Source organism: Flavobacterium algoris (assembly GCF_048158525.1).
Classification (GTDB): Bacteria; Bacteroidota; Bacteroidia; order Flavobacteriales; family Flavobacteriaceae; genus Flavobacterium; species Flavobacterium algoris.
In genome coordinates this window covers 1-18,834 of record NZ_JBLNKT010000024.1, presented here as the reverse complement: position 1 = coordinate 18,834, position 18,834 = coordinate 1, and the positions used below count along the sequence as shown (strand labels likewise).

At 34.2% G+C, this 18,834-nt stretch carries 19 protein-coding genes; 11 read left to right on the top strand and 8 right to left on the bottom strand.

All coding sequences use genetic code 11. The annotated features are described in order from the left end of the window. Window positions 1-112 precede the first annotated feature (112 nt). Window positions 113-574 (top strand): Lrp/AsnC family transcriptional regulator, encoded by a 462-nt coding sequence (locus tag ACM55I_RS12205; RefSeq protein ID WP_416835920.1) that lies wholly within the window; start codon window positions 113-115, stop codon window positions 572-574. Window positions 575-633: 59 nt separating this feature from the next. After that, on the top strand, window positions 634-1,980 hold the full coding sequence (gene dgt / locus ACM55I_RS12200) for a dGTP triphosphohydrolase (RefSeq protein ID WP_416847084.1): 1,347 nt from the start codon (window positions 634-636) through the stop codon (window positions 1,978-1,980). Between the two features lie 2 nt (window positions 1,981-1,982). Here dgt and ACM55I_RS12195 read toward each other — a convergent pair whose 3' ends face one another. Both ACM55I_RS12195 and ACM55I_RS12190 read right to left on the bottom strand, forming a co-directional pair. After that, window positions 1,983-3,011, bottom strand: coding sequence for a DUF3078 domain-containing protein (locus tag ACM55I_RS12195; RefSeq protein ID WP_416847083.1), 1,029 nt, complete (start codon window positions 3,009-3,011; stop codon window positions 1,983-1,985). Window positions 3,012-3,049: 38 nt separating this feature from the next. Continuing rightward, window positions 3,050-4,831 (bottom strand): 1-deoxy-D-xylulose-5-phosphate synthase, encoded by a 1,782-nt coding sequence (locus ACM55I_RS12190; RefSeq protein WP_416847082.1) that lies wholly within the window; start codon window positions 4,829-4,831, stop codon window positions 3,050-3,052. A 38-nt stretch (window positions 4,832-4,869) separates the two neighbouring features. On the opposite strand from ACM55I_RS12190, the gene ACM55I_RS12185 reads away from it, so the two are divergent. Next, on the top strand, window positions 4,870-5,313 hold the full coding sequence (locus ACM55I_RS12185; RefSeq protein WP_416847081.1) for a nucleoside deaminase: 444 nt from the start codon (window positions 4,870-4,872) through the stop codon (window positions 5,311-5,313). Window positions 5,314-5,335: 22 nt separating this feature from the next. On the opposite strand, the gene ACM55I_RS12180 is transcribed toward ACM55I_RS12185, so the two are convergent. Beyond that, on the bottom strand, window positions 5,336-6,169 hold the full coding sequence (locus tag ACM55I_RS12180; RefSeq protein ID WP_416847080.1) for an AraC family transcriptional regulator: 834 nt from the start codon (window positions 6,167-6,169) through the stop codon (window positions 5,336-5,338). Between the two features lie 119 nt (window positions 6,170-6,288). Here ACM55I_RS12180 and ACM55I_RS12175 point away from each other — a divergent pair, with 119 nt between their 5' ends. Further along, on the top strand, window positions 6,289-7,455 hold the full coding sequence (locus ACM55I_RS12175) for an MFS transporter (protein WP_416847079.1): 1,167 nt from the start codon (window positions 6,289-6,291) through the stop codon (window positions 7,453-7,455). A gap of 76 nt (window positions 7,456-7,531) precedes the next feature. Here ACM55I_RS12175 and ACM55I_RS12170 read toward each other — a convergent pair whose 3' ends face one another. Both ACM55I_RS12170 and ACM55I_RS12165 read right to left on the bottom strand, forming a co-directional pair. After that, the gene (locus tag ACM55I_RS12170; RefSeq protein ID WP_039108670.1) at window positions 7,532-9,076 is read right to left on the bottom strand and encodes an Rne/Rng family ribonuclease; all 1,545 of its coding nucleotides are present in this window, start codon (window positions 9,074-9,076) and stop codon (window positions 7,532-7,534) included. A gap of 314 nt (window positions 9,077-9,390) precedes the next feature. After that, window positions 9,391-9,681, bottom strand: coding sequence for an HU family DNA-binding protein (locus ACM55I_RS12165; RefSeq protein WP_016989051.1), 291 nt, complete (start codon window positions 9,679-9,681; stop codon window positions 9,391-9,393). Between the two features lie 133 nt (window positions 9,682-9,814). Between ACM55I_RS12165 and mutY the strand changes: the two genes are divergently transcribed. The 4 genes from mutY (at window position 9,815) to gldD (ending at window position 13,312) form a co-directional block, all read left to right on the top strand. Continuing rightward, a complete protein-coding gene (mutY, locus tag ACM55I_RS12160; protein ID WP_416847078.1) occupies window positions 9,815-10,852 on the top strand; it encodes an A/G-specific adenine glycosylase in 1,038 nt (345 codons plus the stop codon). Between the two features lie 46 nt (window positions 10,853-10,898). Then, window positions 10,899-11,339, top strand: a complete 441-nt coding sequence (locus ACM55I_RS12155) for a single-stranded DNA-binding protein (RefSeq protein WP_416847077.1) — start codon at window positions 10,899-10,901, stop codon at window positions 11,337-11,339. Window positions 11,340-11,362: 23 nt separating this feature from the next. Beyond that, window positions 11,363-12,658 carry a gliding motility-associated protein GldE gene (locus tag ACM55I_RS12150; protein WP_416847076.1) on the top strand — a complete coding sequence of 432 codons (1,296 nt, stop codon included), beginning with the start codon at window positions 11,363-11,365 and terminating at the stop codon, window positions 12,656-12,658. A gap of 102 nt (window positions 12,659-12,760) precedes the next feature. Next, window positions 12,761-13,312, top strand: coding sequence for a gliding motility lipoprotein GldD (gene gldD, locus ACM55I_RS12145; protein ID WP_465245411.1), 552 nt, complete (start codon window positions 12,761-12,763; stop codon window positions 13,310-13,312). A gap of 159 nt (window positions 13,313-13,471) precedes the next feature. Here gldD and ACM55I_RS12140 read toward each other — a convergent pair whose 3' ends face one another. Next, complete coding sequence (locus tag ACM55I_RS12140; protein WP_416847072.1) at window positions 13,472-13,855, bottom strand: heavy-metal-associated domain-containing protein; 384 nt, start codon at window positions 13,853-13,855, stop codon at window positions 13,472-13,474. A gap of 106 nt (window positions 13,856-13,961) precedes the next feature. On the opposite strand from ACM55I_RS12140, the gene ACM55I_RS12135 reads away from it, so the two are divergent. Then, a complete protein-coding gene (locus tag ACM55I_RS12135; protein WP_416847071.1) occupies window positions 13,962-14,828 on the top strand; it encodes a DMT family transporter in 867 nt (288 codons plus the stop codon). A gap of 96 nt (window positions 14,829-14,924) precedes the next feature. Here ACM55I_RS12135 and ACM55I_RS12130 read toward each other — a convergent pair whose 3' ends face one another. Together ACM55I_RS12130 and ACM55I_RS12125 are read right to left on the bottom strand one after the other, a co-directional pair. Further along, window positions 14,925-16,340, bottom strand: a complete 1,416-nt coding sequence (locus tag ACM55I_RS12130) for a M16 family metallopeptidase (protein WP_416847070.1) — start codon at window positions 16,338-16,340, stop codon at window positions 14,925-14,927. A gap of 13 nt (window positions 16,341-16,353) precedes the next feature. Next, window positions 16,354-17,679, bottom strand: coding sequence for a M16 family metallopeptidase (locus tag ACM55I_RS12125; protein ID WP_416847069.1), 1,326 nt, complete (start codon window positions 17,677-17,679; stop codon window positions 16,354-16,356). Window positions 17,680-17,944: 265 nt separating this feature from the next. Between ACM55I_RS12125 and rplU the strand changes: the two genes are divergently transcribed. Beyond that, a complete protein-coding gene (gene rplU, locus ACM55I_RS12120; protein ID WP_416847068.1) occupies window positions 17,945-18,367 on the top strand; it encodes a 50S ribosomal protein L21 in 423 nt (140 codons plus the stop codon). Window positions 18,368-18,390: 23 nt separating this feature from the next. Continuing rightward, window positions 18,391-18,657 carry a 50S ribosomal protein L27 gene (rpmA, locus tag ACM55I_RS12115; RefSeq protein WP_086453627.1) on the top strand — a complete coding sequence of 89 codons (267 nt, stop codon included), beginning with the start codon at window positions 18,391-18,393 and terminating at the stop codon, window positions 18,655-18,657. Window positions 18,658-18,834: the final 177 nt, after the last annotated feature.

Genomic DNA, 18,834 nt, shown 5'->3' with positions numbered 1-18,834 from the left:
TTTAAACTTAAATTAGCTTGTTATTTCAGTGAATAAAAGTATTATATGTATGTATGGTAGGTTTTAGTACTGAATGAAACTTTAAAAATGATTTTTAACAGTAAAAAATACTATGGAAAATATTGACAACATTGATTTACAAATCTTAAAACACCTGCAAGAAAACTCGAATATCAATACTAAAGAGCTAGCAAGTAAATTATTTCTGACGGTTACACCAGTTTATGAACGTATAAAAAGACTGGAACGAGATGGCTATATTATGAAATATGTTGCCTTGCTAGATAAGAAAAAATTAAATCTTGGAATGACCGTTTTCTGTAATGTTCGGCTAAAGGAACATGCTAAAAATGTGGGGAGTAATTTTGTAAAAGATATTGTTGCTCTTCCTGAAATTATAGAATGCTACAATATAGCAGGAGATTATGATTTTATGCTGAAAATTTTGGTGGAAGATATGTCCAGTTATCAAGATTTTGTAATGAATAAATTATCAACTATTGAGAATATCGGGAATACTCAAAGTGTTTTTGTGATGGGAGAAATCAAGCATAGTACCGCATTATCCATTTGATTATTTACATTTTTGATTTGTCTTTCTGTATCTTTGAAACCAAAAGCTAAAAACAAATCATGAACTGGGAACAACTTTTATCATTAAGAAGACAAGGCGACAAAGGCAAAAGATTACGTGTAGAACAAGACGATACCCGTTTGGGTTTTGAAGTTGATTATGACCGTATAATCTTCTCGTCCGCTTTTAGAAGTTTACAGGATAAAACACAAGTTATTCCCTTGTCAAAAACTGATTTTGTGCATACCAGATTGACCCACAGTTTGGAAGTTTCGGTTGTTGGTCGTTCTTTAGGGCGATTGGTTGGTAAAAAAATCATAGAAAAATATCCACATTTGAAAGAGGTTCATGGGTATCACATGAATGATTTTGGTGCTATTGTTGCCGCAGCATCATTGGCTCATGATATTGGGAATCCACCTTTTGGGCATTCCGGTGAAAAGGCGATTGGAGAATATTTTTCCATTGGTAAAGGACAGCAATATAAAGACCAACTTACCGCAAAAGAATGGCAGGATTTAATTGATTTTGAAGGCAATGCCAATGGATTTTCGGTTCTTACGGCCAGTCGTCCCGGAATAGAAGGCGGACTTAGAATTTCGTATGCCACTCTTGGTGCTTTTATGAAATATCCAAAGGAAAGTTTGCCAAAAAAACCAACCGCAGCTATTGCCGATAAAAAATACGGTTTCTTTCAAACTGACAAAGCCTTTTTTCAAGATGTGGCTTCTGATATGGGTTTGATTCCAAATAAATCAGGAGATAATATAGGTTTCGAAAGACATCCTTTGGCGTACCTTGTAGAAGCGGCAGACGATATTTGTTATACCATTATTGATTTTGAAGACGGAATTAATTTAGGTTTGGTTTCCGAAGATTTTGCTTTGGAATATTTGATAAAATTGGTAAAAGATAGCATTGATACTTCCAAATATAAGACTTTAGAAACCAAAGAAGACAGGATTAGCTATTTACGCGCTTTGGCAATTGGTAGTTTAATCAATGATGCGGTCAAAGTTTTTATCGAAAATGAAGCGTTAATTCTGGAAGGGAAATTCCCTTTTGCAATTATGGATAAAAGCAAGTACAAAGCACAAATGGATGATATTATAAAAATTAGTGTCAAAAATATTTACCAAAGCCGAGAAGTCATAGAAAAAGAAATCGTCGGTTACCAGATTATACAAACACTATTGGATAAATTTATAACTGCTTTCAATAATAAATTCAACGGAGAAGCATCTAATTATGATGCTTTAATCATGAAAATGTTACCTGAGAAACACCATTTAGAAAAAGAAAATCTTTATGGAAGATTACTTCATATTTGTCATTATGTGTCTCTTTTGACTGATGGGAATGCACTTGAATTATTTGAAACTATTAATGGAAGAAAGAAGGCTTAATGTTAAAAAACATATACGATTCCAACTCCTAGCAGTTGTTTTAGTTGTGCTTTAGCACCTTGGGTAACTTGAGTGCCGTCAACTTCTTTTTTTGATTTTATGTCGTCATCATAAACGATTCGTGTTCCTATATTTGCTTTTACATATTGGTTTACAACTAAGTCTAATAATAAATCGCAATCCACATCGACATTGCCAAAGTTATTGATGTAATCAGAGTACAAACTCAAGCGGTTTTCTAAATTAATGTTTTTAAAAATTTCTTTCTTATAAGAGCTAGTCATTAAAAAACCAAGTTCTGTTTTAGATTTTTTACCTTCAGTAATTAAAACACCGTTTGCGTCATAGATAGCTTTTGTAACTCCAAAAGCCCCTTGATTTGCCAATATTTGATCTAAAACTAATGTTGTTTTAAATGTAAATGGGGAAACATAAAAGGTTCTTTTCTTTTCTTTGTTGATATTTTCGGCTCCTATCCCCATGAAAATATAAGCTGGTGCAAATGGTTTTGAAATAGCAATTTCCTTGTTAGGGTAGGAATAACCATTGGTAAACTGGCTGTTGAAATTAAATTTTGCTGAGTGGTACCAGTTAGATAGGGTGTCTTGGCGATAACCAAATGTAGAATTGAATTGAAGTGCATCGTCAGTTTTTCTGACTTCAATTCCGTCTTGCTTATTTAAGCCATAGCGAACAATAAGCTCATTGGACCATTTGTAATTGTCTCGATTATAAACCCTTAAAAAATTGCCCTTAAAAAGTCCTGATATTGAACTTGTACCACCGGCACTCCAATTGACAAAAGCAATTTCTGAAATGTCAAAGCCCAAAGTATTTTTTTTTATCCAATGCGATAAAGGAAGGTAATATGTTTTCGTTTGTATTTTTAGTGCGACAGCCAACGGTTCGTATGAAGTCACTTTTACGAGCGTTGAAACAGGTGTAAGTTCTAGTATTGTTTTTTCTTGGGAAAAACTATTGATAGATATTGTAAGTATAAAGAAAAGAATAGCGTACGACAGTAATTTCATTATAATGTGTTTAAATTTAAGGCTGTAAAATAATTATTTTAATAGCTTGAAAAAAGTATTTCTAGACTTTTAACGTCAATTTTGCAATATTGTTGTAATTCGGTAACAGTTCCCTGTTCTATAAATTCATCTGGAATACCAAGAACAGTTATTTTTGAAGTATAATTATTCTCGGATGCAAACTCAAGAATTCCACTTCCAAAACCGCCTTTGACAACGCCATCTTCTATTGTGATTATAGTTTTAAATTCAGTAAAAATAGAGTGTAATTCATTTTTATCTAATGGTTTAACAAAAGGAAAGTCGTAATGTGAAATGCTTGTTGTATCTTTCATTTTGGCTATAGCCAAAGTAACAGTATTACCAATCGTTCCATTGGATAAAACCGCTACTTTCGAGCCTTTTTGGATGCAAATACTTTTCCCGATTTCTATTTTTTTATAGGTTCCAAGATGTTGCGTTTGCCAATTTGCGATGACACCACGACCACGTGGATAACGAATGGCTATAGGATAGTTTAATCCTAATTGTGCCGTAAATAGAATGTTTTGTAACGCTATTTCGTTCATTGGAGCATAAACAATCATATTGGGAATGCAACGTAAATAAGCCAAATCGAAAACGCCGTGATGCGTTGCGCCGTCTTCCCCCACTAATCCCGCTCTGTCTAAACAAAAAATGACCGGTAGATTCTGTATGGCCACATCATGAATCAGTTGATCGTACCCTCTTTGTAAAAAAGTAGAGTAAATATTGCAAAAAACTACCATGCCTTGAGTCGCCATTCCAGCTGCTAGAGTCACTGCGTGTTGTTCAGCAATTCCCACATCAAAAGCACGTTTTGGAAAAGCGTCCATCATAAATTTCAAGGAGCTCCCTGACGGCATTGCAGGTGTGATTCCAATAATTTTTTCGTTCTTTTTGGCTAAATCTAAAATGGTCAAACCAAAAACATCTTGGTATTTTGGGGGTAAATTTTCTTCTGATTTTATATGAATTTCGCCTGTGTTGGCATCAAATTTTCCGGGCGCATGGTATTTCACCTGGTCGTCTTCGGCTTGTCGTAATCCTTTTCCTTTAGTGGTAATAACATGGAGGAATTTTGGACCTTTTATTTTTTGCAAACGTTTTAATTCTTTAACAACGGCAAAAATATCGTGACCGTCTATTGGACCTGAATAATTAAAATTCAGGGACTTAATCATATTGTTTTGTCTTGGGTTCTTTCCTTCTTTTACGGCAGTGAGGTATTTTTTCAACGCGCCTACGCTTGGGTCAATTCCAATAGCATTATCATTGAGAATTACCAATAAATTAGCATCAGTAACTCCAGCGTGATTTAGGCCTTCAAAAGCCATTCCTGATGCTATGGAAGCATCTCCAATCACCGCAATGTGTTGTTTGTTATAATCGCCTTTCAAATTAGAAGCAATAGCCATTCCTAAAGCTGCCGAAATTGAAGTAGAGGAGTGGCCTACGCCAAAAGCATCATAAATACTCTCACTCCTTTTTGGGAAACCGGAAATACCGCCCAATTGTCTGTTGGTATGAAAATTTTCTCTTCTACCCGTCAGTATTTTATGTCCATAGGCTTGATGTCCTACATCCCATATCAATAAATCGTTCGGTGTGTCAAAAACATAATGTAAAGCAATGGTAAGTTCTACAACACCAAGACTTGCGCCCAAATGACCTTCCTTTACAGAGACGATATCAATAATGAAATCACGTAGTTCCTGAGCGACTTGCGGAAGTTGGGCCTCATCAAGCAAGCGTAAATCGGTTGGGTTATTGATGTTTGAAAGTAAATTATCTGACATGAAGCAAATGTACGAATTGAATTCTTATTTTTGTAACTATGATAAATCCTTTCACCGACGAATATTTTATGAAAAAAGCTTTGCACGAAGCCGAAAAGGCTTTTGAAAAAGGCGAAATTCCTGTTGGCGCTCTTATTGTTGTTGATAATAAAGTGATAGCACGAGGTCATAACCTTACTGAAATGCTAGTTGATGTAACGGCTCATGCCGAAATGCAGGCTATTACAGCTGCTGCGAATTATCTCGGTGGTAAATATTTAATTGGATGTACGCTTTATGTTACGTTGGAACCTTGCCAAATGTGTGCTGGCGCTTTGTATTGGAGTCAGATTTCGAAAATTGTTTTTGGTGCCAGCGATGAAAATCGCGGTTTTGTAAAAATGGGAACGCAATTGCATCCTAAAACTACTGTTGTTTCTGGAATTATGGCAAATGAAGCTTCAGAGTTGATGAAGCGATTTTTTGCCGAAAGAAGGAAATAAAAAAGTAATCTCGTTTAAAAAATCACAGTTTCTTAAAGTCGCTAGGCTTCATGTTTTTTTGTTTTTTAAAGTAATTCGACAGATGACTTTCGTCCGTAAAGCCAAATTCATAAGCAATTTGTTTGATGGACATTTGGTTGTTGGCAATTCTTTTTTCGATTAATTTGGTTCGTAAAGTATTGATGTAATCTCTATAAGTTATCGAAAAACTTCGTTTGAAATAAGTACCGAAGTAGGTGTGGGAGATATTAAAATGTCTCGAAATTGCTTTGATTTGAATCAGTTTTGGATTGTAAATGTTTTGATGGATATAAGAGGTAATCTGTTCGTTGTCAATATTTTTCCCTGTAACTTGCATATTCATGCAACGCATTGTTTCTTTGATTAATCCGAAAATTGATAAAACTTGGTAAAAAACAATTGGCGATGTTGAGACATTCGTTTTGCTTTTGTAAGCAGTAATGTTTTCTACTGTATTTTTTAAAATTGTCTTACAAGGTTCATCCAGCTTTAAAACGTTTTCTTTTAGTGATTTATCTCGCATAAAATTTTCCGGTGTATTCAATAAAAATTCATCACAAGACAGCTTTTTATTTGAATTGAAATAATTATCCGTAAATTTTATAAAGACAAACCGCGTACTTTTTTTAATATCAAAGTAGTGCTCATCGTCAGGTGAAATTACAAATAAATCTCCTGTTTTATAAGATAATAAATTGTTATTCAAGTGATGAGCCCCATTGCCTTTCATGATGTAAATGATTTCATAATACGTATGACTATGGGTTGGAAGATGAAATTTGTCTTCTTCAAATTCATCAATGACTAATGTTTCAAATTGATTTAATTTTGGCATAGCGTATAATTACAATTTTATATTGCAAATATACAACTTGTTTGAAATTGTTATAAATAAATTTGTCCTATGAAAAAACAATCGATTATTGAACACATATTAATATTTTATAAAACAAAATGAAAAAAAGTCTCATCGCACTCTCATTGGGTGGTTTAACTATAGGAATAACTGAATTTGTGATGATGGGTTTATTGCCGGACATTGCTTCAGATTTAAAGATTACAATACCAGTCGCTGGATATTTAATTTCTGCATATGCTTTGGGAGTGGTAATTGGTGCGCCCTTATTGGTTATTATTGCAAGAAATTATCCTCCTAAAAAAATACTTTTGATTTTGGCAGCAATGCTTACTTTTTTTAATGCACTTTCGATTATTGCACCAAATTATGAATTCTTATTTGCTTCAAGATTTCTTTCCGGATTGCCACATGGAGCTTTTTTTGGAGTTGGAGCTGTTGTTGCCAGCAGTCTGGCTGATAAAGGAAAAGAAGCACAGGCTATATCCATTATGTTTTCGGGATTGACAATCGCGAACCTTGCGGGAGTCCCAATTGGAACCTACATTGGACATCATTATACGTGGCGTTATACGTTTATTATAATTGCAATTGTTGGGTTCTTAACTTTTGTTTCTCTTTATTTTTGGATGCCTAACCTGAAAGCAGGCGCAAAAGAAACTATTAAAAGCCAGTTGCAGTTTTTTAAGCAAACTGAAGCCTGGTTGATCATTTCAATTACCGCTTTTGGTTGTGGTGGATTATTTTGCTGGATTAGCTATATTGCTCCACTACTGACAGATGTTTCTAAGTTTTCTGCGGAAGATGTGCCTTATATCTTAATCTTAGCAGGCTTAGGAATGGTTTTTGGTAATTTTATCGGAGGAAAATTAGCCGATAGATTTTCTCCTGCAAAAACAATTATATTACTACTTTTTATAATGGCCTTGGATTTATTGTTAGTGTATTTCTTTTCTTCAAGTCAGTATGTGACTTTAGCCTTAGTGTTTTCTACGGGTTGTATTTCTTTTGCAATTGTGGCACCAATTCAGATGCTTATGATTCAGACAGCCGTTGGTGCTGAAATGATTGCTTCGGCCGCAATTCAGGCTGCATTTAATGTCGGAAATGCTTTGGGGGCTTTCCTCGGCGGATTGCCTTTAGTGCTTGGTTTTAGTTATGCATCTCCCAATTTAATTGGTGTTGGGATGTCACTTGTGGGAGTTCTTATTGCCTTTGTGTTTCTTCAAAGAAAGAGAAGTGTCTTGAAGTTGCAAGCTGTTTAAATATTTAAAGGGACGCCTTTTATTAGTAAAAAAAAGACATAAAAAAACCACCAATCTCACGAAAGGCGGTTTTAATTTATTCTATAATAACATTTTCTTTTTTATCGAAGAAATGATATTCTAAATACGTGTAAGCGTCACGAGGTATGATTTTCACCCACTTTTTATGTTCAAGAAACCATTTTGAACGTAATGATGGAAAACCTTTGGTAAGGTATGCTGCCACAAATGGATGTACATTAAGTACGACTTCTTTGTGATTTTTTAAAACTCTTTCTAAATCGGAAGCAATTTTATCAATGATTAATATTGGAGCTTCAATTTCTCCATTTTCATTGTTTGGATCTTCTTCTCTAGTTTTAATGTTTACTTCTGGTCTTACTCTTTGTCTTGTAATTTGAACTAATCCAAATTTACTCGGAGGTAAGATTTTATGTTTTGCTTTATCGTCGCTCATTTCTTCCCTTAGGAATTCGAACAAAACTTTACGATTTTCTGGATTAGACATGTCGATAAAATCTACTACGATTATTCCACCCATATCACGAAGACGCAATTGTCTTGCAATTTCAGCAGCAGCAATCATATTCACTTCCATGGCCGTATCTTCTTGGTTGGTAGCTTTATTAGAACGATTTCCGCTATTTACGTCTATAACGTGCAAAGCTTCAGTATGTTCGATAATAAGATAAGCTCCTTTACTCATGGAAACGGTTTTTCCAAAGGATGTTTTGATTTGTCTCTCTATGTTATATTTCTCAAAAATTGGTGTATCATTTGATTGATAAAACTTAACAATTGATTGTTTGGATGGTGCAATTTCTTGCAAGTAATCCTTCGTTTGGTTGTACAACTCTTCGTCATCAATTTGAATGCCACTAAAGGTATCATTAAATACGTCTCTTAATATAGAAGAAGCTCTGTTGAGTTCTCCTAATACTTTGGACGGATGATGAGCAGTTGGTAATTTTTTACACATTGCAGTCCATCTGCTAAGCAGGTTCTGCAAATCTTTTTCTAATTCGGCTGTATTTTTGCCTTCGGCTACTGTGCGAACAATAACACCAAATCCTTTTGGTTTGATGGATTGTACCAATCGTTTCAAGCGTTCTTTTTCTTTTTTGTCTTCTATTTTTTGAGAAATAGAAACGCGGTCAGAAAACGGAACTAAAACTATAAATCTTCCGGCAAGAGAAAGCTCAGCGCTAATTCTTGGACCTTTAGTAGATATAGGTTCTTTGACGACTTGTACTAAAACAGATTGATTGGCACTTAATACATCAGTAATGGTACCATCTTTATCTATTTCTTTTTCAAACTGAAAGGTTTTTAGGGAGAAATCTTTTAATTTACCTGCGCTTACAAGTTTTATGAATTTCAGTTGGGAAGATAAATTAGGACCTAAATCGTGATAATGTAAAAAAGCATCTTTTTCGAAGCCTACATTTACAAAAGCAGCATTAAGTCCGGCAACTGGTTTCCTGATTTTAGCAATAAAAATATCACCTACCTGGAAGTTGCTTTTTTCTTCTTCTTTGTGTAATTCAATTAGTTTTCCATCTTTTAATAAGGCAAAATCTACGGCTTCAGAACTAGATCTAATGATTAATTCTTTATTCACGCTGTAAATTTTTTATCTATTCGCCGAGGCGAACAAATGGATTAAACAATATTTTAACAGGTATTGAACCCGGGGAAAATTAGCTGGCAGTTTGCAGTCTTAAGTTCGCAGTTGACTGAATACTAAAAACTGAATACTGATTACTAACTTTCAATTTCAATGAACGTTTAAAAAGAAAAAAGTAGTTTAAAACTACTTTTTCTTTTTGTGACGGTTAGCTCTCGCTCTTTTTTTACGTTTGTGAGTCGCTACCTTATGTCTCTTTCTTTTTTTACCGCTTGGCATATCTTGAAGATTTATGATTAATTAATTTATTATTTTGCTTCGTTATTTATTTTTACTCCTTCTACAAAAACTTTTGCAGGTTTGAATGCAGGAATATTGTGTGCAGGAATTTTTATTGTTGTATTTTTTGAGATATTTCTACCAGTTTTCTCCGCTCTAGTTTTTACGATAAAACTTCCAAAACCTCTTAAATAAACATTGTCTCCAGTTTCTAATGAATTTTTTACTTCATTCATAAAAGTCTCTACAGTTGCTTGCACATCTCCTTTTTCAAGACCTAATTTTTCTGAAATTTTTGCTACGATATCTGCTTTCGTCATTTTCTTTCCTATTTATTATGTTGTACTATTTTTTTGAGTTTGCAAATATAGGAATTTAAAAAACAATTATTCAAGCTAATTCATTAAATTTTAATAACATAAACTTTTACTTTTGCCAACAAATAATTAAAACATGACTTTTTCTAACTTGCTAATACAATGGTATTTACGTAATAAGCGTGATTTGCCTTGGCGGAATACTACAAATCCTTACCCTATTTGGCTCTCGGAAATTATGTTGCAACAGACAAGAGTCGCCCAGGGGATGCCTTATTTTCTGTCTTTTACGGCAGCATTTCCTACTGTTTTTGATTTGGCGAAAGCCGATGAAGAGCAAGTTTTGAAACTTTGGCAAGGTTTGGGATATTATTCTCGTGCTCGAAATTTACACAAAACGGCTCAATACGTAGCGGACGAATTATCAGGAGTTTTTCCTGCTACCTATAAAGAGTTGTTGCAATTGAAAGGAGTTGGAGAATATACCGCGGCGGCAATTGCTTCTTTTTCTTATAATGAAGTGGTTCCTGTTGTTGATGGAAATGTGTTTCGGGTTTTGTCGCGCTATTTTGATGTTGAAACTGATATTGCTGCGGCTTCCGCCAAAAAGGAATTCGCCGCTTTGGCTTTTGAGCTAATGCCAAAAGACAATCCTGCTATTTTTAACCAAGCCATCATGGAATTTGGTGCTTTGCAATGTGTTCCTAAAAGTCCCAATTGCGGCATTTGTGTTTTTAACGAAAGTTGTGCCGCTTTGCAAAAAAACAAAGTAGATCAATTGCCTATAAAATCTAAGAAACTGAAAGTGAGGAATCGTTTTTTTAATTATTTGGTTGTCAATGATGAGAATGAAAACACGATAATTCAAAAGCGAACTGATAAAGGAATTTGGCATAATTTATATGAGTTTCCTTTGATAGAAACTGAAAAAGTAGAAGATTTTGATTGTATTACGGAGCGTATTCAAAAAGAATTTTTTACTAATAATGGGATTGTTAGTATAATGGAGTGTAATGAAAAGAGTATCATTCATAAACTGTCGCACCAACATTTGCATATCAAGTTTTGGAAAGTAAATATAAAAGGTACAATTGAAAACGGAGTAGATGCTGCAGCTTTAATTACATTTCCTTTCCCAATTGTGATTCATAATTTTATTGAAAAGGATTTATAAAGTTTCTAAAAAAATGTATCTTTGAGAGAAATACGATTTAAATACCATGAACGGAACATTAAATAAGGTTATGCTAATTGGTCATCTGGGAGATGATGTTAAAATGCATTATTTTGATGGAGGAAATTGTATCGGTAGATTTCAATTGGCTACAAATGAAGTTTATATCAACAAAACAACCAACGAAAAAATTACTTCCACCGAATGGCATAATTTGGTTGTCCGTAATAAAGCAGCCGAGCTTTGTGAAAAGTACCTTTCAAAAGGAGATAAAATATATGTAGAAGGTCGATTGAAATCGCGTCAGTGGCAAGCGGAAGACGGTTCTACAAAACACACTGTCGAAATTCAGGTTACCGAGTTTACTTTTTTATCTACCAAAAAAGGAAATGAAGACAACAAATCTATTCAAAGTCCAGAATCCGTAAAAAACACTAACTTTGACCCGAAAAATAACGGTTTGCCAGTCAATGATTTACCGTTTTGATTGTTTAACTAATCTTTTTTAATTTGGACCCAGAGCCCAGTTTATTTTTTGCTTACGCCATAGACACTGACTTAGTGTTTGGTTTTGTTGGGATATTTGCCTTACTTTTTTGTTCTGCAATTGTTTCAGGAGCAGAAGTAGCATTGTTTTCGTTATCTCAAAAAGACATCGACGAAACGTTGAACGAAAATGTTTCAAAAGGAAAAATTATCTCGAATCTTTTAGAAAAACCCAAAAAGCTTTTAGCTACACTTCTTGTCGCTAATAATTTCATCAACATTGGAGTTGTAATCTTATTTTCATTTGTTGGAAAAAACCTGTTTGCAGCGGTAACTTCACCTATTTTAAAATTCATTCTTGAAGTAATTGTGGTTACTTTTCTATTGTTGCTATTTGGAGAGGTTTTGCCAAAAGTGTATGCGAGTAGAAATAATATTAAGTTTGCCAAGTTGATTGCGTATCCTGTTGCAGCACTAGATAGATTGCTTTCGCCAATAAGTTTGCCGATGCGCAAAATCACTATTTATTTGCACAATAAACTAGGAAAACAAAAGACAAATTTTTCCGTAAATCAATTGTCACAGGCACTTGAACTGACAGATTCAGACGAAACAACTTCAGATGAGCAAAAAATATTAGAGGGAATTGTAAGTTTTGGGAATACGGATACAAAACAGGTGATGAGCCCCAGAATTGATATTTTTGCTTTGGAAATTGACGAGTCATTTTCAGTTATTTGTCCAAAAATTATAGAAAAAGGATATTCAAGAATTCCTGTTTACCGAGACAATATAGATCAGATAGAAGGCGTTTTGTTTGTGAAAGATTTATTGCCATACATTAATACGAGTGAATTTGATTGGAAGTCATTAGTAAGAGAACCGTTTTTTGTTCCTGAAAATAAAAAATTAGATAATTTGCTGAAAGATTTTCAAAGTATGAAAAGCCATTTGGCCATTGTGGTTGATGAATACGGAGGAACTTCCGGTCTAGTTTCTTTGGAAGATGTAATCGAAGAAATCGTTGGTGATATCAGTGATGAGTTTGATGATGATAACATCAATTTTTCTCAAATTGATGATAAAAATTATCTTTTCGAAGGTAAAATAAATCTCAAAGATTTCTACAGAATAATCGATGTAGACGAAGAATTATTCGAAATTAAAAAAGGGGAGGCCGAAACGTTGGCTGGATTTATACTTGAGATTTTAGGAAATTTCCCCAAAAAAGATCAAAAAATTGCATTTGAAAACTGCCAGTTTACGGTAGAGGCAGTAGACAAAAAACGAATTAAACAAATAAAAGTAACGATTGAATAATCCTCCCCCTAGCCCCCTCCGAAGGAAGGGGAATCATTGTGGAATGTGTTTCTTTTGAAAAATAAAAGATTAAATAAATTTAGAATACAAATGTTAAAAAAAATGATCGCTTTTTCGGTAATAATTGCAGTCTCATTGCTGATTTTTAGTTGTAAAGAAGATGTCTTGCCAAAACCATCCAGTTATTTGCGATTGGATTATCCGGAAGCAAAATATGTAAATTTCGAAAATGAATGTCCATTTGCTTTCGAGATGAATTCGGAGGCTGTTATCAAAGGGGAGAAAGATTGCGGATTCACCATTACGTATCCAAAAATGAAAGCCACGATTTATCTGACTTATAAACCAGTAAATAATAATATCGCGAAATTATTGAAAGATGCTCAAAAATTGACTTATGAGCATGTGATAAAAGCAGATGATATATTGGAACAACCGTATTTAAATCCTCAAAAAAAGGTATATGGCATGTTTTATCAAGTGGATGGGAATGCGGCAACAAACTCTCAATTCTACGCAACAGATAGTACTAAACATTTTGTAACGGGGTCTGTTTATTTCTATGCAAAACCTAATTTTGACTCTATTATGCCAGCCGCACGCTATGTCAAAAATGATATGCAAAGGCTGATGGAGACCTTGAAGTGGAAATGATTTTCAGGAAAAATTTTAATAAAAAAATAACCATATAAGGCATTTAAGAACAAATATTATTATGCCGTCCTTAAATGGCCTTTAATTTCTGAGATGGTTCAATAAAAAAAAGCATTCGCCGATAACGAATGCTTTTTTCATGAAAATTGAATAGTCTAATTACGACTTCATATTCGAAACTTTATAGGTTTTTCCGTCAGCCGTAGCTTCGACAACTTTAGTCAGGCTCTCAGGATTTTGAACAGTTTTATCAAAAGTTACAGTTGCCAGTTTTTTATCAAAATCTACGGTAGCTTTTTGTACGCCATCTAGATCGGATAATTCGCTTTCTATAGTTTTTGCACAACCAATAGCACAAGTCATTCCGTCTACTTTGAAACTGGCTGTTTGCAAATTAGCGGCTGCGATTTCTTTTTTAACTTTTGGAGTAGTAGTTTCTGTTGAAGTCACCTTAGTCGACGGAGTTTCTTCAGTGTTTTTTTTGCAACTTATAAATAAAAGACCTGCAAGGGCTATCGCTGCTATTGATTTTGTGAAATTCATTTTTATTTAGATTTAAATTAAAGGTCTAATTATCAGCTGCAAAATTAATGAAAAAAAGAAGTCGTATTTCATAAAATTATTACAATTTTGGGGCAAAATTAGATTTATGAATGCAAGACAATTGAAATGGGTTTACTTGATGATTCTTGCCTTGATTTGGGGAAGTTCGTTTATATTAATAAAAAAGGGATTGGTTGGTTTAACGGCTTTGCAATTAGGTTCTTTGAGAATCCTGTTTGCAGCGGTTTTTTTGTTATTGATCGGTTTTAAAAGTTTAATGAAAATTCCAAAAGAAAAATGGAAATATATCGCACTTACTTCGTTTTTTGGGACATTCACTCCTGCATATCTTTTTGCCATTGCCGAAACTGAAATTGACAGTTCCATAACCGCGATTCTTAATTCCTTGACTCCATTAAATACTTTGATTTTGGGAGCGATGGCTTTTGGAATAAATTTCAAAAGAAGTCAGGTTTGGGGCGTTTTTATTGGTCTTGTTGGAAGTCTGCTTTTAGTTTTTAATGGTGCCATAAATCATCCGGAACAAAATTATTATTACGCTATTTTGGTTATAGTCGCTTCTGTTTGTTATGCGATAAATGTCAATTTATTGAAAAAATATTTGCATGATTTGAGTCCGTTGAGTATTACTACCGGGAATTTCGCATTTCTGTTGGTACCAACATTGCTTATTTTATTTTTCTCTGGTTTTTTTGAGGTAATTGATGTTGATGCCGTACAACATTCGGTTTTGTTTATCATGATTTTAGGAGTGGTAGGAACTGGAATCGCTAATATTCTTTTCTTTAAATTAATCCAAATGTCTTCTCCGGTTTTTGCTACTTCGGTAACGTATTTAATTCCAATAGTTGCTTTCTTCTGGGGATTATTAGACAATGAAATGTTGACGTCAGTTCAGTTTTTTGGCGCTTTTATTATTTTGATAGGGGTTTATTTATCGGCAAAAAAGTAGTTTTCAGGGTGCAAATTATAGGTCATGCAATTAGTAAAAAAAAAGGCTATCTTATAAAGACAGCCTTTGTAGGTTTTTAAAATAAAACGATTGATTTTATTTGTAAACGGGTTTCGCTACAGGATTTCCATAATTGTCAAAATAAAATATTGGAATGTTTAGTTTTTCCAATCCTGGAATCACTTCCGATCCTTTGCCGGCAATTATAATTCGGGTGTTGTCTAAAAGGAAATACTTGTTAGCAGCATGAAGAATATCATCTGGCGTTACGGCGTTTATGGTTTTGATGTAATTTTCATAGAAATCAGCTGGAAGATCTTCGGTTTCTATGTTTAAAGCGTATCGTGCGATTGCCTGAGGTTTTTCCACCTGCATTACAAAGCGGCCTATATATCCTGCTTTTACACTTTTAAGTAATTCAGGAGATACTTTCTCGGTTCTTATTTTTTTAATTTCTTTGATGAATTCCACAACGGCACTATCGGTAACGGTACTTTTTACTGCAGAGGCTGATCTTATTTTTGTTACGTATTTTCCGGAGCCAATAATTGCATTTGCACCGTAAGTCCAACCATTCTTTTCTCTTAAATTCATATTAAGGTAACTGTTGAAATCTCCGCCAAGAATATAAGTGGCAATTACAGCTGGGAAGAAGTCAGGATCATTCATTTTTAAATTCACGGTATTCACTAGCGAAATCTCTGATTGAACAGCATTAGGGATATCAACAAAATTGATTTGGGTAAAGGGTACATTTTGCGGTGCAGCATAGGTTAACTTTGGTGTGGGTCTTTTTTTCCATGAACCAAAAAGCTTTTCAACAATAGGTTTTACATCGTCATATTTAATATCTCCAATAATTACTAAATATCCGTTTTCGGGAACGAAATAGTTTTGATAATTGGATTCTACATCCGCAAGCGTGACGTTTTTAATGGTTTCTTCGGTCATGTATTCGCCGGAAGGATGGTTTTTTCCAAAGGCAAGCGCATCAACCACTCTGTTGGCAATTGCAGGAACGCTTTTTTCCTGTGCTTTAAGGCCTTCCAGTAATTTGGCTTTTTCTTTATCGAATTCTTCTTGGGTAAATTTTGGATGCAAGGCTCCGGAAGCCATGAGTTCTAATATTCTCCCTGAATATTTAGAAAGGGAACTGGCATAAGCGCCTTGTGAACTAAAGTTGATATTGGCGCCCAAGAAATCAATTTCTTCGTTGAAAGCATCTTTTGCAATTTTTACACTTCCGTTTCCGATCAGGTTATTGCATAATTCATCAACACCTTTTTTATTGCCTTCTGCAAATGGAGCGTTGTCTAATGCAAGATTAAAAGTTACTCGGGGTAGTTTGTGATTTTCTACAATCATTACTTTTAAACCATTCTCCAAAGTAAAGGTTTGCGGTTTTTTTATATTTACGACTGGAGAAGCTCCAGGTTTTGGTTGTGGACGATTTTGTGCTTGCATGATTCCTGTTATGAACAAAATGAATAATAGAATAGTTGTTTTTTTCATGATTGAAAAGGGCTTAATTTCGAGCCTCCGCTTTTGAAGGAATATAATCCAAAATAAGTCTTTGATTTGGATTTAAATATTTGTTGGCTACATCTCTAATTTCTTCACGTGTTATGGAATGAAATAAATCAATCTCTGTGTTAATCAAATTCACATCGCCATAAAGCAAATAGTAAGTCGCTAGATTTTCGGCAATTCCTTCCAGGTTTCCATTCTTATTCACAAAACGATTGTCAAACGTATTTTTTAATTTTTGAAAATCTTTCTCCGAAATCAATTCGGTCTGGATTTTTACAATTTCCTCATCAACCTCTTTTATTAAATCAGCTGAAGTGTGTGTTCCCATTGGTAGGCCATACAAAATATACATACCGTAATCTTCCTGACTAAAGCCAACAGCATCAATTTGTAAAGCCATTTTTTTCTCGTCAACAATTTTCTTGTATAGTTTAGAACTTTTCCCGTCACTTAAATAGGAAGAAATCAAATCCAATACTCTGGCGTCTCTTGTTTTCATCGAAGGAGTTCTGTAAGTAGCTACAACCATTGGAATCTGAATATTTGAATCCTCGTAGGTTGCTCTTATAGTTTGTGTAATAGGTTCTTCGGTGAAAATTTGTTTTTTTATTTCCTTCCCTTTTTGGATTGATCCAAAATATTTCTGAATCCATTCTTTAGCTTTGTTTTTTTCGAAATCTCCTGCAACAACTAGTACGGCATTATTGGGGATATAAAACTTTTTATTAAAGGCCTGAAATTCTTCTAAAGTGGCAGCGTCTAAATGCTCCATGGAACCAATAGTAGTCCATCGATACGGATGGTTTTTGAACATGTTTTCTTTTACAGCTCCAATAATATTTCCATACGGCTGATTATCATAACGACTTCTTTTCTCTTCTTTAATCACTCCGTTTTGAGTATCAATGCCAATTTTATTGATTACCGGATGCATTAATCTCTCGGATTCCATCCAAAGTGCCAGTTCTAAATTGTTCGATGGAAATACTTCGTAATAATAGGTACGATCATCCGAAGTATTCGCGTTGTTTACTCCGCCATTTGACGTGACGATTTTGAACCATTCGCCACGTTTAATGTTTTCCGTTCCTTCGAATAAAAGATGTTCAAAAAAATGGGCAAATCCTGTTCGGTCCGGTGTCTCATCTTTCGAGCCAACATGGTACATAACAGAAGTTACTACCACTGGCGCCGATGGATCGTTATGTAATATGACATGCATGCCATTATCTAAATCATATTCTTCGAAAGCTATTTTTTGAGCCGAAGCTATTCCTCCCAGCATAAGTGCAGTGCTTAACATTATTATTAATTTTTTCATATGGATTAATACATTTCTATTTACAATAGATAAAAACGAAAAATATTTATACTTCAAAAATACCTTTTTTTAATGATGATTGTCCGGTGATTTAAAGTTTCGGTTAATTTTAACAAATTTTGACTGGACGAATATTGTTTAGGAATGTATAAAGTATTGAAAAACAAACTTTAAAACAGATGGAGTGTTTTTTTTGCTTGAGGGATTGCGGGATAAATATTTAATTGTATATTTGCAACCTTAAAAATTATTAAAACAATTCAGTATGTATGCAATCGTAGAGATAGCAGGGCAACAGTTCAAAGTAAGCAAAGACCTAAAGGTTTACGTTAACCGTTTGACAAATGAAGAAGGTTCGAAAGTTTCTTTCGACAAAGTTTATTTGTTAGATGATAACGGTACAATCACAATAGGCGCCCCAGCTATAGAAGGTGCTTCAGTAGAAGCTAAAGTGTTACAACACTTAAAAGGAGATAAAGTTATCGTTTTCAAAAAGAAAAGAAGAAAAGGATACAAAAAGAGAAACGGTCACAGACAATATCTTACTCAAATTGTAATTGAAGGTATTACTGGTGTTGGTGTTAAGCAAGCAGCTCCTAAAAAAGCAGCAGTTGAAGCAACTACAGAAGAAGTAGAAGCTCCTAAGAAAAAAGTAGCTAAAGCTAAAAAAGAAGATACACAAGAATAATAACAATATAAAACTAATACGTCATGGCTCACAAGAAAGGTGTCGGTAGTTCTAAGAATGGTAGAGAATCAGAATCAAAACGTTTAGGTGTTAAGATTTTTGGTGGTCAAGCTGCTATTGCTGGGAACATCATCGTAAGACAAAGAGGTTCAAAACATAACCCAGGTGCAAATGTTTACATCAGTAAAGATCACACCCTACACGCAAGAGTAGATGGAGTTGTTTTCTTCCAAAAGAAAAGAGATAACAAATCTTATGTTTCTATCCTTCCATTCGAAGTTGAAGCATAATTGATTTGCTCAATTATTTAAAAACCCGTTTCGAAAGAAACGGGTTTTTTGTTTTTAATATTTGTCCCGTCCTGAAATAGCGATACACAAAAAAGATCGTTATGGAAGAAAACATAAATTATGTAAAACGCACCCAACGCGATTACAGTATGTCTTTAAAGCTTCAAATTGTTAGAG